At 64.4% G+C, this 14,150-nt stretch carries 13 protein-coding genes, 1 tRNA gene and 1 riboswitch; of the genes, 7 read left to right on the forward strand and 7 right to left on the reverse strand.

The features are described from left to right. Nucleotides 1-64: 64 nt before the first annotated feature. Nucleotides 65-727 carry an RDD family protein gene (locus F562_RS0116555; RefSeq protein WP_018158090.1) on the reverse strand — a complete coding sequence of 221 codons (663 nt, stop codon included), beginning with the start codon at nucleotides 725-727 and terminating at the stop codon, nucleotides 65-67. A 145-nt stretch (nucleotides 728-872) separates the two neighbouring features. Between F562_RS0116555 and F562_RS21095 the strand changes: the two genes are divergently transcribed. Next, nucleotides 873-1,277: a DUF2752 domain-containing protein gene (locus F562_RS21095; protein WP_211206472.1), complete on the forward strand. Its 405-nt coding sequence runs from the start codon at nucleotides 873-875 to the stop codon at nucleotides 1,275-1,277. Between the two features lie 78 nt (nucleotides 1,278-1,355). On the opposite strand, the gene F562_RS0116565 is transcribed toward F562_RS21095, so the two are convergent. Together F562_RS0116565 and F562_RS0116570 are read right to left on the reverse strand one after the other, a co-directional pair. Further along, nucleotides 1,356-2,054, reverse strand: coding sequence for a DUF7847 domain-containing protein (locus tag F562_RS0116565; protein WP_018158092.1), 699 nt, complete (start codon nucleotides 2,052-2,054; stop codon nucleotides 1,356-1,358). A 330-nt stretch (nucleotides 2,055-2,384) separates the two neighbouring features. Beyond that, nucleotides 2,385-3,629, reverse strand: a complete 1,245-nt coding sequence (locus tag F562_RS0116570; protein WP_018158093.1) for a DUF4032 domain-containing protein — start codon at nucleotides 3,627-3,629, stop codon at nucleotides 2,385-2,387. A 202-nt stretch (nucleotides 3,630-3,831) separates the two neighbouring features. Between F562_RS0116570 and F562_RS0116575 the strand changes: the two genes are divergently transcribed. After that, nucleotides 3,832-4,770, forward strand: a complete 939-nt coding sequence (locus tag F562_RS0116575; RefSeq protein ID WP_018158094.1) for a type IV toxin-antitoxin system AbiEi family antitoxin domain-containing protein — start codon at nucleotides 3,832-3,834, stop codon at nucleotides 4,768-4,770. Between the two features lie 110 nt (nucleotides 4,771-4,880). Here F562_RS0116575 and F562_RS0116580 read toward each other — a convergent pair whose 3' ends face one another. Further along, a complete protein-coding gene (locus F562_RS0116580; protein WP_026181349.1) occupies nucleotides 4,881-5,963 on the reverse strand; it encodes an ABC transporter ATP-binding protein in 1,083 nt (360 codons plus the stop codon). Between the two features lie 223 nt (nucleotides 5,964-6,186). Here F562_RS0116580 and F562_RS0116585 point away from each other — a divergent pair, with 223 nt between their 5' ends. The 5 genes from F562_RS0116585 (at nucleotide 6,187) to F562_RS19760 (ending at nucleotide 11,848) form a co-directional block, all read left to right on the forward strand. After that, nucleotides 6,187-6,615, forward strand: a complete 429-nt coding sequence (locus F562_RS0116585) for a CBS domain-containing protein (RefSeq protein ID WP_018158096.1) — start codon at nucleotides 6,187-6,189, stop codon at nucleotides 6,613-6,615. Nucleotides 6,616-6,693: 78 nt separating this feature from the next. After that, complete coding sequence (locus tag F562_RS19750; RefSeq protein WP_083915590.1) at nucleotides 6,694-8,562, forward strand: protein kinase domain-containing protein; 1,869 nt, start codon at nucleotides 6,694-6,696, stop codon at nucleotides 8,560-8,562. 9 nt (nucleotides 8,563-8,571) lie between these two features. After that, nucleotides 8,572-10,104 carry a threonine/serine exporter family protein gene (locus F562_RS0116595; RefSeq protein WP_018158098.1) on the forward strand — a complete coding sequence of 511 codons (1,533 nt, stop codon included), beginning with the start codon at nucleotides 8,572-8,574 and terminating at the stop codon, nucleotides 10,102-10,104. Between the two features lie 156 nt (nucleotides 10,105-10,260). Continuing rightward, a riboswitch (cyclic di-AMP (ydaO/yuaA leader) is annotated at nucleotides 10,261-10,426 on the forward strand. A gap of 51 nt (nucleotides 10,427-10,477) precedes the next feature. Beyond that, nucleotides 10,478-11,152, forward strand: coding sequence for a transglycosylase family protein (locus F562_RS21330; protein ID WP_281164113.1), 675 nt, complete (start codon nucleotides 10,478-10,480; stop codon nucleotides 11,150-11,152). Between the two features lie 60 nt (nucleotides 11,153-11,212). Beyond that, a complete protein-coding gene (locus F562_RS19760) occupies nucleotides 11,213-11,848 on the forward strand; it encodes a prepilin peptidase (RefSeq protein ID WP_018158100.1) in 636 nt (211 codons plus the stop codon). Here the strand turns inward: F562_RS19760 and F562_RS0116610 are convergent. From F562_RS0116610 to F562_RS0116620, 3 genes are all read right to left on the reverse strand, one after another. Then, nucleotides 11,791-12,837 carry a helix-turn-helix domain-containing protein gene (locus F562_RS0116610; protein WP_018158101.1) on the reverse strand — a complete coding sequence of 349 codons (1,047 nt, stop codon included), beginning with the start codon at nucleotides 12,835-12,837 and terminating at the stop codon, nucleotides 11,791-11,793. The two genes, F562_RS19760 and F562_RS0116610, sit on opposite strands and share 58 nt — an antisense overlap. A gap of 5 nt (nucleotides 12,838-12,842) precedes the next feature. Then, nucleotides 12,843-13,625: a helix-turn-helix domain-containing protein gene (locus F562_RS0116615; protein WP_018158102.1), complete on the reverse strand. Its 783-nt coding sequence runs from the start codon at nucleotides 13,623-13,625 to the stop codon at nucleotides 12,843-12,845. A 431-nt stretch (nucleotides 13,626-14,056) separates the two neighbouring features. Then, nucleotides 14,057-14,129 (reverse strand) — tRNA-Thr (locus tag F562_RS0116620). Nucleotides 14,130-14,150 lie beyond the last annotated feature (21 nt).

The following is a 14,150-nucleotide window of genomic DNA, read 5'->3' on the forward strand; positions in this document are numbered from 1 at the left end:
TACACCACAAGGCGCCCCGGACCAGGAGGTCGGGGGCGCCTTCAGATGGCGGACGTCATCAACCTCAACGTGGCCCGGTAGGTGGAGTGCCCTGCACGACGATGGTGCTCATGACCTTGTCGGAGAACGTCTGACGCTTGTCGTCCCACAACGGCCAGAGGAAGCCGATGTAGCAGGGAAAACTATCCAGGAAGTGTGCAATGTCGCGGATAAAGGCGCTCATGCCGCCGATGGGTTGACGGGTGGCCTCGCCAAGCAGCGTGATACCCAGGGCCTTCTTCCCGATGGTCTGGCCTTGCCCGCCTTTGTAGCAGCGGTTCCATATTTGGATAGCAACGGTGAGGGCAAATCCGACGAGGAGCAGGATAAGGCCTATCGCGCTGACGCCCGCTTCGGCGCCGGGGTCGTACTCGCCAGTCGTGGCGTTGTACGTCGAGCCCTCGAACGCTTCGTTGGCGACCAGGGCATATCCGACCAAGAGCGCGATCCATGCGGGCACCAGGACCAACTGATCAATGAGGTAGGCGCCCACGCGCTGCCCCCAGTTCGCCAGCGGTGGCATTCCGGCGCCGTACGGACCGGGGTGCCCTGGCATCTGGCCATAGGACGGCGGTTGGCCGCCAACGCCATACTGCGGCGGCTGGCCATACTGCGGCGGCTGACCGCCAACGCCATACTGCGGCGGTTGGCCACCGGGCGGTGGCGGGCCGTACGGATTGTTGCTCAATGTGTGCCCCTCAAATGGTCTGTGTGTAATTCCTGCGGGGACTCTAATGGCTGGGCTCCTTCTGCGCACTCAACGGAGACCGGCGTGACGGATCCTCCACCTACTTCCCATAGAGGCTGCGCGACCGAGGCGGCATGATGGACACGTGAGTGTCCTTGAACCAGTCCGCCCTCGTCACGATGGGAGATCCCGGCCGCATGCTGCCCTAGGGGTTGGACTGGCCAGCGCACTTCTGCTCGCATTGCTGCTCCCCACGGGGCGAATCGAATCAGGGCCGGTGCTGTGCCCGTTCCGCTTGATGACCGGACTTCCCTGTCCCGCCTGCGGATTGACGCGCGCCTGGGTATACACCGCGCACGGTGATGTGGGTAGTGCTTTCACCGCTCACCCGGTTGGGCCGTTGGTGTTGGCGCTTGCGGTCCTCACCTTTGGCTGGCTGGTTGCGACGAAGATGCGAGGGGCTTACCCCACGTGGCTGCGGCGGCTCTCGCTCATGACGGCGCTCTTGACGCTCGGTGTAGGTCTAGTCCGACTTGCGGTGCTTCTCTGACTTCGGGAGTTTTGACGACGAGAATGCCCCCGGACCGCGCTGGTCCGGGGGCATTCATCTGCGTGCAGTCGACCTAGTTCAGGGTGCGACCGGCTCGCCCTGGAGGTGACGGTATGTGTAGGCCATGCCGATGTAGACAACCGGGTAGGCCACGAGAAGGCCGATCCCGCACAGCAGTGCGCCGACGATAAAGGCCACCAGGCTGAGAAGGGCAAAGATGACGACTGATCCGAGGTTGTTCTTGACCAGCGAAACGCTCGCCTTGATGGCGTCGATGGGACTCATGCCCTTGTCGATGACGAAGTGCAAGGAGAACATCGTCAAGACCGCCGCGATCAGACCCGGAATAACGCACAGGACCAGACCGATGGTGATCATGACTGTCGTCAGAATGGACGTGATCAGGACCGCGCCGATGTTTTTCAGGTTGAACACCGTTGACATTTCAACGGGACGCCCACGGGTGATCTCAAGAGTGGCTCGAATGATTCCGGCCGTGATCACCAGGCTGAACAACACGGCGAGCAGGCTGAAGACCAATGAGCCTAGTGACCCCGTGACGTTGAAACTCGTGCTGACGGAACCGTCGGCTTTGGTGGTCGTCGAAGAACCGCTGCCAAACAGCGCGAAGCCGATTCCGTTGATGATGACCGAGCCCAAGATTGCGACCAACGTCGCGAGCACGATAGGCCCCAGGTTGGCAACGAACTTCTTCCAGCCGTAACTGAACGCGTCGCCGACGCTGTAGGGCTGCTGATAGCCGCCACCGCCAGGCATGGGCGCCTGCGAATATCCAGGCGGGCCCTGAGGTGGGCCGTACCCGGGTGGGCCGCCGGGGGAAGATCCCTGCGGTGGGCCACCACCGGGCGGTCCCTGGGGAGGCGGTCCCTGCTGGTGTGGAGGCTGGCCTTGGCCGCCCTGGTGGGGCGGCTGGTTGCCGGGCGGGGGAGGTCCGTACGGATTGTCGCTCAACTGTCGTCCTCTGAAGTCGGTGACGGAAGTGGTGCGGCTGGGTTCAAGTCCCCACCTAGTCATTCCCTGACGTCGGCAAGTTTAGAACATGACGGCGCCAGGTGACGGCCTTCAGCAGGGTGTTGTGATGACGATTTAGTCCCGTCGAGCGCGTACCGGCACCTCGTCGGTGTCGACGCCGACGACGGCATCTTCGTCCGGACGGTTCGGCAAGACGTTGGCGAGAAAGTCCCGTAGCGCCTCTGGCGTCTGGACGTCGCGACCCGCGCGCTCGGACAGGTACCACCGGTGTTCAAGGACCTCGTGGAAGAGTTCGGCTGGCTCCAGCTTGCCGCGCAACTCGAGCGGGATCGCTCGGGTGGTGGGCTCGTAGTGCTGCGACAGCCAGTCGTGGGCCACCATCGATTCATCGTCGTTCTGACGATCGGTCGCGGCCCGAAAGGAATCCAGGTCATTGAGTAGCCGCCGGGCTTGGTTGTCCTCAACGTCCAGGCCGGTGAGATGCATGAGGCGCCGGCAGTAGTGCCCCGGGTCGACCACCTTGGGCTGGATGTGGATCTCACGGCCGCCGACGTCTGTGGTGATGTCCAGCTCGCCGACATCGAAGCCCAACTCGTTGAGCCGGCGGATGCGGGCGTCTACTCGCCACCGCTCGCCGGTGTCGAAGGACTCTCCGTCGGTCAACTCCGACCACAGTGTCCGGTAGCGGGTCATGATCGACTCGCTGGTCTCAAGTGGGTCTGCCTCGGGGTCAAAGAATCCGCCAGCCTGCAGATCCATGAGCTCACCCGCAATGTTGACCCGCGCGATTTCGAGGTCATGTTCGCGCTGACCGTTGCTGAGCTTGTTCCGAAGTTCACCGGTCTCGGCATCGACGAGATAGGCCGCGAATTCCCCTGCATTTCGTTTGAATAGCGTGTTCGACAAGGAAACGTCACCCCACCAGAAACCGGTGAGATGTAGGCGTACGAGTAGCACCGCCAAGGCATCAATCAACCGACTGGCGGTGTCGGGCTGGAGCGTCTGGCTGAGCATGGCGCGGTAGGGAAGAGAAAACTGCAGGTGACGCGTGAGGAGGCAGGCGTCCAGCGGAGTGCCATCCTCTGTCGTCCGTCCGCTGACCACGCCGACCGGCTCGACGGTCGGTTCCCCGAGGCGTACCAGGTCACGCAGGAGGGAGTACTCCCGGCGGGCGATGTCGGCCTTGATCTCTTTGACGGCGATGACTTGGCCGTCGACGCGTACGAACCGCACGACGTGCCGGGATATCCCGCGGGGGAGCGCGGCGAGGATCTCCTCCGGCCATTCCTCCAGCGGACTATGCCAAGGCAGGTCCAACAACGCCGGGTACGGCCGCGCCGCCGTGAGTTCTAGAGCCACGTTCCAACTATCTCACCGACCCACCCCGCCCTAACTGCGTTAGGTGCCCTTGACTGGGAAATTTCCCGGTCACGAGGCACGTAACGCAGTAAGTGCTAGGTGGGTTTGGGCGTTATCCACAAGCGCGGCCGGGCAGGGAGCGCTACCCACAGGACCTCGGCCGCGGGTGTTGCCGTGCTGCCGCTGCCGTCACGCTCCGCCTATGACCTTCGACATGGAACTACTGGCCGTCGTCACGCGCCGCAGCGACCTGTTCACGGCCAGGGAAGCGTACGCAACGGGTACCTCACCGAAGATGCTTCACCGTGCCCATCGCGCTGGTCAGTGCCGGCAGGTCCTTCGAGGGATTTACAGCACCATGCCTGAGCCAGGCCGTCGGGAGGAACGCCTTCGCGAACTGACGATGGCGATGATGCTGAGCAACGACAACGCAGCGGCAACTGGACGGAGCGCTGCAGCGATGTATGAATGGCCCTTGTTTGGAGTGAACTTCAAGCGCGCGCAGGGTGTGTGGCTCAACGACAACGCGACCAGGTCGAACTCCTCGCTCATCATTCGTCGGCCACTCGTCCCCATGGGTGTCGACGATGTCGATGGCTGGCCGGTTGCCCGGCCCGAGTGGGCGCTCATCGACCTTGCTCGCGATGCGGGAATCGTCCCGGGAGTCGTCGCCATGGATGCAGCCCTCCATGCAGGCATGGTGACGTGCGCTGCCGTGGAGGAATCACTCGATCAACTTCGAGGTAGCCATCGCCTTAATCGAGCACGTCGGATGATCGACCTGGCCGACAGTGCACGAGAGTCCGCTGGGGAGTCGCGGCTCGGAATCATCCTTCAACAGGCTGGCTTCGAGGTGGAGTCGCAGTTCGCGCTGCACAGATTCTGGTCCGGTCGGCGCGCGTTCGCCGACTTCCGGATCAACGGAACCCGCGTGCTGATCGAGTTCGATGGGCTCACCAAGTATCGCGGCGATGAGGGTGCAGAGGCGCTCGCGCAAGAAAAGGCGCGAGAAGACGAATTACGCAGTCAGGGCTGGGTATTCGTACGGGTGGTGTGGTCCGACCTAGCCCACCCTCAGGACATCATCGGCCGGGTACGCCGGGCCCTTGAGATGGCGCACCGCACACCGAGTGCACTCTGAGCCCCGCCCCCTGCCCTGGGAACTAACCGAGTTAGGTGCCCTTGACCGGGAAATTTCCCAGTCAAGGGCACCTAACGCAGTTAAGGCCGGGGTATGTGCGCGGGCGCTGCTCAGTCGCCGATGCGTTCGCCGGACCCGGCACTGAACAGGTGCACGTGGCCCTGCTTCGGCGTGAACCACACGTGCGCGCCCTTTTCCGGTGGCGTACGGCCATCGACGCGGGCGACGACGGTCTGGTCGTTGCCCTCGATGTTGGTGCGCCCGTGTACGTAGGCGTCCGCGCCAAGTTCCTCCACGACGTCGACCTCGACCGGGATGCCCTTCCCCTCGTCGTTCAGGGCGAGGTCCTCAGGGCGTACGCCAAGTGTGACCTTGCTGTCGTCAGCCTGTTGGATCGCCGAGCGCTCGACCGGGTGGACGTAGTCGCCGATCTTTACGCCGTTGTCGGCCACCGGAAGGTTGAGGAGGTTCATCGCCGGTGAGCCAATGAATCCGGCCACGAACACGTTGTCGGGGTGGTCGTACATGCGACGAGGCGTGTCGCACTGCTGGAGCAGACCGTCCTTCAGGACCGCGACTCGATCGCCCATCGTCATCGCCTCGGTCTGGTCGTGGGTGACATACACCGTGGTCACGCCGAGTCGGCGCTGCAGCGACGCAATCTGCGCGCGGGTCTGCACGCGAAGCTTGGCGTCAAGGTTGGACAGCGGCTCGTCCATGAGGAAGACCTGCGGGGAGCGCACAATCGCACGACCCATCGCCACGCGCTGACGCTGACCACCAGAGAGCGCCTTGGGCTTGCGGTCGAGGAACTCCGAGAGGTCGAGGATTTTGGCGGCTTCCTCGACGCGAGAACGGATTTCGGACTTGTCGACCCCGGCGATCTTGAGTGCGAAGCCCATGTTGTCGGCGACGGACATGTGCGGGTAGAGCGCGTAGTTCTGGAACACCATCGCCACGTCGCGGTCCTTGGGCGACAGGTTGGTGACGTCCTTGTCGCCGATCAAGATCCGGCCGCCATTGACCTCTTCTAGGCCCGCGAGCATGCGCAGCGAGGTGGATTTTCCGCATCCAGAGGGACCGACCAAGACGAGGAACTCGCCGTCCTGGATTTCGATGTTCAGGGAGTCCACCGAGGGCTTGTCAGCTCCGGGGTAAACGCGAGTTGCGCTGTCGTATGTGACTGTTGCCATGACTGTGTTGCCTTCCCACCGGCAGGCACGTGCCGGACGATCCGTTGTGAGAAACCTCACCCGCAGAGTGCGGGCGGGCTGAATCTAACCCGTGTGGCTCGCACCCGCAATGGCATGTCCACCGCCGATTGGCTGACGGATAGCAACCGCGGCACATTAACTGTGTGCCAGACCGTGATGTGTGAACGATGACGCGACCCCCGGTGTGGCGATAGCCTGAAATATGCGTATCAAAGAGGTGCTCCGCCACAAGGGAAGTGACGTCGTCACGATCCGCCCAGACGCGACAGTTGGCGAGCTCGTTCGGTTGCTGGCGCAGCACCGCATTGGTGCTGTTGTGGTGCTTGGCGAGGCGTCGGCTCCGGCCGGAATCGTGAGTGAGCGAGACATCGTGCGCCATCTGCACGATGCTGGCGCTGACTATCTGAGTTCACCGGTGAGCGGGATTATGACCGCTGAGGTCTATACCTGCGATCCCGAAGATGAGATTGAGTCGGTCGCCGAGTCGTTGACCGAGCAACGGATTCGGCACCTTCCGGTCGTGGTTGATGGTGCGCTCGTTGGCATCGTCAGCATCGGCGACGTGGTCAAGCAGCGAATGGACGAACTGCGGGTCGAGCGGGATCACCTGACGAACTACCTGCAGAGCTGAACCTCGGGGTCGTGTTCCTCACAGCCTCCACCGGGACGCCTCCCAGGAACTGTCAGATTCTCGGCCTACGGTAGGAGCATGGCCTCTGATGCGCGCTCGACGGGACCGCTACCCGAGCCTGCCACGGAGACTTCGGTTACTCGAGGGCACCGGCTCCCCGCATCCGGCGCGGTGCTCGGCGGGCGCTCGGGCTCCGCGGGTGCAGTCCGCGCGGACCCGACCCGTGAAGACCCGACCGAAGATCTCACGCCCGGCGCCGAGATGCTCGGGCCGTATCTCCTGATGGAGCAGGTCGGTCAGGGGGGTATGGGCGTCGTCTACCGGGCAGTCGACCGCGACGGCGCCGAGGTTGCCGTCAAGGTGCTGCGCCCGCATATCGCCCACGATGACGGCGCCCGCGACCGGCTCCGGCGTGAGGTGAGCACCTTGTCGCGCGTGCGCGATGACCGGGTGGCGCCGGTTCTCGATGCTGACATCGATGGGCCGACTCCCTACCTGGTGACCCGATTTGTCCCGGGTTCACCACTGGACGACGTGGTTGCTGAGCGGGGCGCGTTGTCGCCCGATCAACTCGTACGACTAGGCCGTGGCCTCGCGGAGGCCCTGGGTGCAATCCACGCGGCGGGTGTCGTCCATCGCGATCTCAAGCCGGGCAACGTCTTGATGGTCGGCGACGAGCCGGTTCTCATCGACTTTGGCATCGCGCACGTCGCCGACGACATCAGGCTCACCATGACCGGAATGGTCATGGGAACTCCCGGCTATCTCTCGCCCGAGGTGGTCGATGGCGGCTCAGTGACCGAGGCGACCGACTGGTGGGGATGGGCGGCGACACTGGCGTACGCCGCGTCCGGCCAGGCTCCCTTTGGTCGTGGTCCGATGCCCGTTGTCCTCGACCGGGTGGGCCGTGGCCAGTCTGACCTTTCGGGCGTCGACGAGCGGTTGCGACCGTTGCTCGAAAGCGCGCTCTCGCCGGTCCCGGGCCAGCGCCCCTCGGCGACGACGGTCCTGAGTGAGATGGAGCAGTACGCCGCCGGTCGGCATACGACGAGTGTGCCGCTTCGAAGTCCTAGCGGCGCGACCCCGTCGACGCAATCATGGGTGGCTCAGCCGACATCGGGCGTCGAGGCGACCCCGCAGACCCGAGCGCAACCGGTGCAGCAAGCAGATCCGACGGCACATCTCCCGGCCGCGCATGCGACGTCAGTTCAGCCCGTTTCCCCTCAGCCGGTCGCGCCTGAGCCAGACCCCTACGCTCGGGGCCCGCAACTCCAGCCACCCCCGCCGCGCAACCAGCCGCCGCAGCAATGGCAGTCAGGACAGCCCGATCCGCGCATCGGGCGACCGGCGCGTACCTGGTCGCTGGCCATGTTGCTCGTGGCGCTGCTGGGGCTGACTGCGCTGGCGCCGGCTGTGGCGCTGATGGTGCTGATGGTGTGGTCGCTGACCGCGCGATGGGTCGATCGGGCGATGACGGCGATGGTTTTCCGGCGCTACAACCAGGGCGTTCGCCGCTCCGATGGTGTGGTGGCAGTGCTGTCTTCGCCATGGCACGGCATCCGAGCGTTAGTGGCAGCGGTGTTCACGGCGCTCCTGCCCGCTTTCCTCGGCGCCATCACTGCGGTCACGGTCGCCTTGTTGGGGTCGTTGGTGAATGGCTCGTCGCCACAACTCGACGTGGCGCCGCCATGGATGGCAGGCACTGTGGTGGCGGCGTTGGTCATGTGGTGGGGGCCCGGCGGGACGTCCATGCGCCGAGGTTCGCGGAGCATGGTGCGCGGTGCCTTGCGGACGCAGCCGGTCACCGTGATCGGGTTGGCGGTGTGCGCGATGGTTGGCCTCGGGGGCCTCCTCATTTCCCTGCAAAACGGCTTCACCGTGGACTGGTGGCCAATGAACGCTGATTCCAGTTGGTTGCGTGGGGACTGGATCCCCTCGCTGTCCTAGTAGCCCTGAGTGACCGACTCCGAGGTGCCCAAGCGGCCGGCCAGTCCGACCTCATGGCGGCGCGTGCTGCCCGTCAAGGCTCCGCGCAAACTGACGGCACAGAACATCCTGCAGGGCGAACCGGTCACCGATCCGATGCCGGTCCGGGATTCGTTACGCCATTCGCCCTACCGTCACCACACGGTGCGGGACGAGCCGAGCGAGGCCGCTGAACGACGCCGCCGCCTGGAGTTGTCTGTCCGTGCCGGCGAATTGTTGATGCGGTGCGGTGCGAGCACCCGGGACGTCGAACACGCCATTGTCGCGGTGGCTGCGACGGTCGGTCTGCGCCGTCTCGAAGTCGATGTCACAGCTCAGTCGTTGTTGTTGCAGAGCCCCGCGCCGAACGGCGAACCCCTGACGGTGCTGCGGGTCGTACGCTCCTCCACCCGAGATTTCGCCCGATTGGCATCGGTGCACGAGGCGATTGAGCGGGTGGTGTCGGGAGAGACCAACATCGATGAGTTCTCCCACGACCTCAAAGAACTGCAGCGCAGGCCCCGTCTCTATCCGCGGTGGTTGGTCACCGCTGGCCATGGCGCGCTCGCCGGTTCGGTGGCCGCGCTGCTCGGCGCGGGCCTGGTCGCTGTCGTGGTCAGCGTTTTCTCGGCGATTCTCATTGATCGGGTCGGGCGACGACTAGCCCGGATCGGCATCCCGCATTTCTATCTCGCGGCGATCGGAGGCGGCATCTCCACCGTGCTCACCTGGGGTGCGCTCAACCTCAGTCGAGTCGGCGATACGAGTTGGGCGATGACGACAGCAGACTTCGCGTACGCCGTCGCGGGTGGGATCGTCGTCCAGTTGCCAGGTCGCGCGATGACCTCGGCGGTCGAAGACGCCATCACGGGGTATCCCGTGACGGGCGCCGCCCGAATGTTGACCGCGGCCTTGGACGGCGTCGGCATCATCATCGGGGTCGCCGCGGGGCTTTCTTTGACGCTGCGCGTGGGTGCTGCACTCGATCTCGACCTGACCTCGCCAGGTGCGCTGAGGTTTAGCGACAACCCGACGCTGCTATGGCTTGTTCTGCTGTGCGGCGGTATCGGTGCAGTGGGGTCGGCGATCACGATGCGTAGTCGGCCGCGGTTCCTCTTTGCTACCGGCGCGCTCGGCCTCCTCGGCGTGCTGGTGTGGCAGGTGCTGATTCGCTACTTCGGTATCGGTGAAACCTCTGCCGTAGCGGTCTCGGCGATCACGGTGGGCCTGCTGGGTCGGGTCGTCGGGTTGCGGCTTGGCGCGCCAGGCATGGTCCTGGTGATGCCTGCCGTGACACCGATGCTTCCAGGTCTGCGGATCTTCCGGGGAATGTACGAAACCATCGCCGGAACAGTGGTCGGTGAGGCCACTACCCTGTCCGATGCAGGCGTTGCGACCTTGCTGGGCGCGGCCGGCGTCGCGCTAGCGATCAGCACTGGATTGGTGTTGGGCGACTTGCTCTCAACACCACTCGACCGGTCGGCGAGCCGGCGGAGCGCCCGTCGTCGGGCGCGGAGGCGCTAACCGGCCCAATGTCATCAAAATCGGGAGTGTTCGGCGTGTCCCCTTGCGTTCGGACCTTTCGTAGTGGCTCGAGATGCCGTAGTGTTCCTGGCGGCCCACTGGGGCGGAAGTGACAATTGAATAGTTCTGATGCGCGCGCCCGAACGCCGAACCTCGTCATAAAGGGCGCTACAACCTGGACCGTCCAGGGCGCAGACGAGGGCGGGGAACCCACCGCGGTGCGACAGATACGCATCGCCGGGGTGAAGCCAGGTCCCACCTGGCCGAGCACCTGACAGCTCGAACCCGACAGCTAACTTCGTAGGCGTTGGTCAGGAAGGAAATGACCTTGCGTTCAACTCCCAAACACGCGGCACCTCGTGTCGCGTCCCCTGTGAAGCGCCGCGCGGCTGGGGTCGTCGTGCTGTCTGCTGCCACGATCGGTGCTGGCTTGGCCACCTCCGGCAGCGCTGAAGCTCACGACGTTCGCGGCGTCTGGGATGACGTCGCCGATTGTGAGTCTGGCGAAAACTGGTCCATCAACACAGGCAACGGCTACTACGGCGGCCTGCAGTTCTCCGCCAGCACATGGAGTGGCTTTGGCGGCAAGACGTACGGCACCACGGCGAATAAGGCCACTCGCTCCGAGCAGATCATCATCGCCAAGAAGGTCCTCGAGAAGCAGGGCCCGGGCGCGTGGCCGACCTGCTCCAAGCGCGCGGGCTTGACTCGCGAAAATGGCGCGGCTGCGCACGCGCACACTGGTTCAGATTCCGACACAGGTAACTCCACACCGAGCGCTGGCAAGTTGGCGGTGGATGGTTCATTCGGCCCGCTCACCGTCAAGGGTGTGCAGAAGTGGGTCGGGACGACCCAGGACGGTTCGTTCGGACCGGGCACCAAGAAGGCACTGCAACGCAAGGTTGGCGTTGCACAGGACGGCGACATCGGTCCGGCCACGGTCGCCGCACTGCAGACCAAGGTGGGGATTAGCCGGGATGGCGCCGCGTCTCTGAACTCGCGCACCGTGCGCGGACTGCAGACCTATCTGAACGCCAACGTCCTCTAGCCGCCGTGGTTGTCCACAGGGCCGCTCACGCGACGGCTCTGTGGACAGCACAATGGGCTCATGCTCATCATGGCGGCGGTCGCTGGCGCGCTAGCCGGGTGGGCTGTACGCCGCTGGGTTGAGCGCGGCACGTGGCGCCTCCCCGGTGAGCAGAAACCTATGGTGTTGCCACCCTGGTGGGCGCCCATCGCTGTTGCGGGCATGTGGCCATTGCTCTTGGCGCGGCTGGACGCTGTCGATCATCGCGCCGCGTGGCCGGCAGTGGCGGTGCTCGCGGTGGTCGCTGTGGCGCTCACCGATATTGATGTGGTCGTGCACCGGCTGCCTGACCCATTGACCCTGGGTTCGTTGCCCGCGGTCGGTCTTTTGCTGGTGATGGCGTCCGCAGTGGAGGGCGACTGGAGCGGGTGGTTGACCGCAGCCTGGGCGGTCGGCGTCGGTGCGCCGGTCCTGCTGATCTTGGGGCTCGGCGGACTCGGCCTCGGCGACGTAAAACTCGGGGTCCTGCTGTCAATGGCCCTGGGATGGTTCGGAATCGGCCCTGCATTCCTCGGCATCATGCTCGGCTTCGTTCTCGGCGGCCTCTGGGCCGCGGTGCTCATGGTGAGCAGGCGGGCGACCCGGGCGACGAGGTTTGCTTACGGCCCGTGGATGATGTTGGGCGCCTTCGCCGCGTTGGTCATCACGCCGACTTGAGGAGCGGCAGCCTGTCGCTCGGACTGGGCCCTGCGGCGGTAGTCGGTGGGGGTCAGTCCCTCGGACTCGCGGAAGCGTCGCGCGAATGTTGATGCGTCGGCAAAGCCGCACGAGGTGGCGATATCAATGATCTTGTTGACGTCGTAGGCCGGGTCTTGGAGGCGACTCCTCGCGCGCTCCAACCTCAGGTCTCGCATGCGTTGGGCCACGGTCGTTCCTGTTTCGGCCATGAGCGCACTGGCATATCGGGGGCTCATCGCCGCCTCGTGGGCGACGGAGGCGACGCTGGCATCGGTACGGTGAAGTTGATTCAACATGGCTTGGACGAGCCGGGTATGCGCGGTGTCGGCATGGGCCTGCAGAGTGGGAGTGGTAGCGGTGACCTGGCTAAATGCCATCGCCGCTAAGTCGAGCGCAACGTCCTGCATGCGCCAACTTTGGTTCTGGGCAAGCTGATCGGTGTCGGCAGCGGCCAGGGCGCGAAGGTGCCTGACGAGCATGGTGCCGATGCGGTCATCCTGACGGATGACCGCGCCGCTTAATCGACCCAGGGAGCCCACTCGCTGGGTCAGTAACTCCACCGGCACGGCAAAACCCATGGCCTTGGCGTGAGTGGAGAAGTACAGATCGAAGGGATATCGCGTGTCTTCGACGTAGAGATCCCCCGGCCCGACCGTCACCGTGTTGCCGTGCTGGACGAAGGAGAATGTTCCCCGCAGCGGTGTCACGATGTAGATGATGTCGCTGTCGCCGCGGAGGATGTCCTTGCGTGAGCGCTCAAGTCGGCCAGCGTTCATTTCGAGCGTGGTGAGCCCGCTCTCGCCGACGGGCGCGAAGGTGCCTTCTACGAAGAACGCCGAGCGGTCCAGCACATGCCCTCGGGTGAGGAGGTTGGTGATGTGGGGGCAGTACGCGTCCGCCCCCTTGTCTAAGAAGCGGGCAACCGCATCAGCCGGGGATAACCCCGCGGTGCTGAACGTCGTTTTCATCGGATTTACCTTGTCTCCTGGCGGTGGCAGATGGTGGTGCGGTGCTGCAGGGGGGTCTTGCCGTACTGCGCTTTGAATGTCGAGGAGAACCGGCCCATGTGCCGGAATCCCCAGGACTGCGCGATGTCTGAGATCGAGCGCACTTCGTTGATGGGCTGGGAGAAGTCATGAGCGACGCGGTCGATGCGCCGCTTGGTCAGCTCGCGGATGAGTGAGGTGTCGCGTTCGGCCAGGATGGTGTTGGCCCGTCGGACGCTGAGTCCAGCGTCGGCGGCGATCAGCCCGGCGGTGGTGTCGCCATCGCGTAGGTGTCGGTCGATCGCCTGCTCGATACGAAGGAGCGCGGCAGTTTTTGGTGGGATGGGCAGCGACACCTGAACCATGGCTTCGTTGAGCGCTTGCACCAGGAGGTCAATGGCGATTCGGACGAGGTCCGTCTCCAGGGTGCCTTCCGCCGGCTGATCGAGCCCCGTCAGGTAACACACCGCCACTTGGGTGCCAATCAGGTGGCGTGGCAACACCACGCCCTCGAGGTCCATGACTGGGCCGACCCGATCCTCAAGGGGCTCGCGGGGGAGGGATCTGGTCCAAATTCCCACGTCACCAGGGTTGGTACTGCACGGTTCTTGGTGATCGTCGAAGGACAGATCGCCGTTACTGAGGACGCTGGTTCGGTGGGAGATTTTGTCGCCGGTGCCAATGACCACCGTGGGGTCTACGCAATCGGGAGTGATTTGTGGCGCGGCGGTGGCAGCGCGAGCCGAGTTGGTGCCGCCGCTGCTCCACATCCGACCGACCTTGACCCCTCTCCTCAGATGGGTGACGTCAAGGCGCACCGACCTGTGATCCCACACTAGCGCGCGGATCTCGCCGTTCAACGGAAAGCGCGGAAACAGTCGGGCGGCTTGTCAAGCGATCCTGTCGTATTCGGCTAATTTCGGATAGGAACTGTACGCAAATGGGGGAGCCGAAATCGGACAATCATCCTGCCGTTATGTCCGAGAACCTCAACGGTGGGTGTTTTAATCTTTTCGAGAAGCGTCGTTGACGGGCAGGTGAACGGCCTTCGCACCACTGATCCGGGCGTCAGGTTTTGACTCCTTTCCCCCTGATGATCGGATCGAGGTCGTGGTGCGCTTCGCAGGCTCGGTAACGCCCTGGATCGAGCACGCGGAGCGCGCCACGCCTACCTCGCCGTGACGGTTGAGCGGCTCCAAGGAGCCGGTGACAGGAGTCGAACCCGCGACATCTTCATTACAAGTGAAGCGCTCTACCAACTGAGCTACACCGGCGTCGCGCCCGCCGAGATCGGT

It is taken from the genome of Demetria terragena DSM 11295, from assembly GCF_000376825.1.
Lineage (GTDB): Bacteria > Actinomycetota > Actinomycetes > Actinomycetales > Dermatophilaceae > Demetria > Demetria terragena.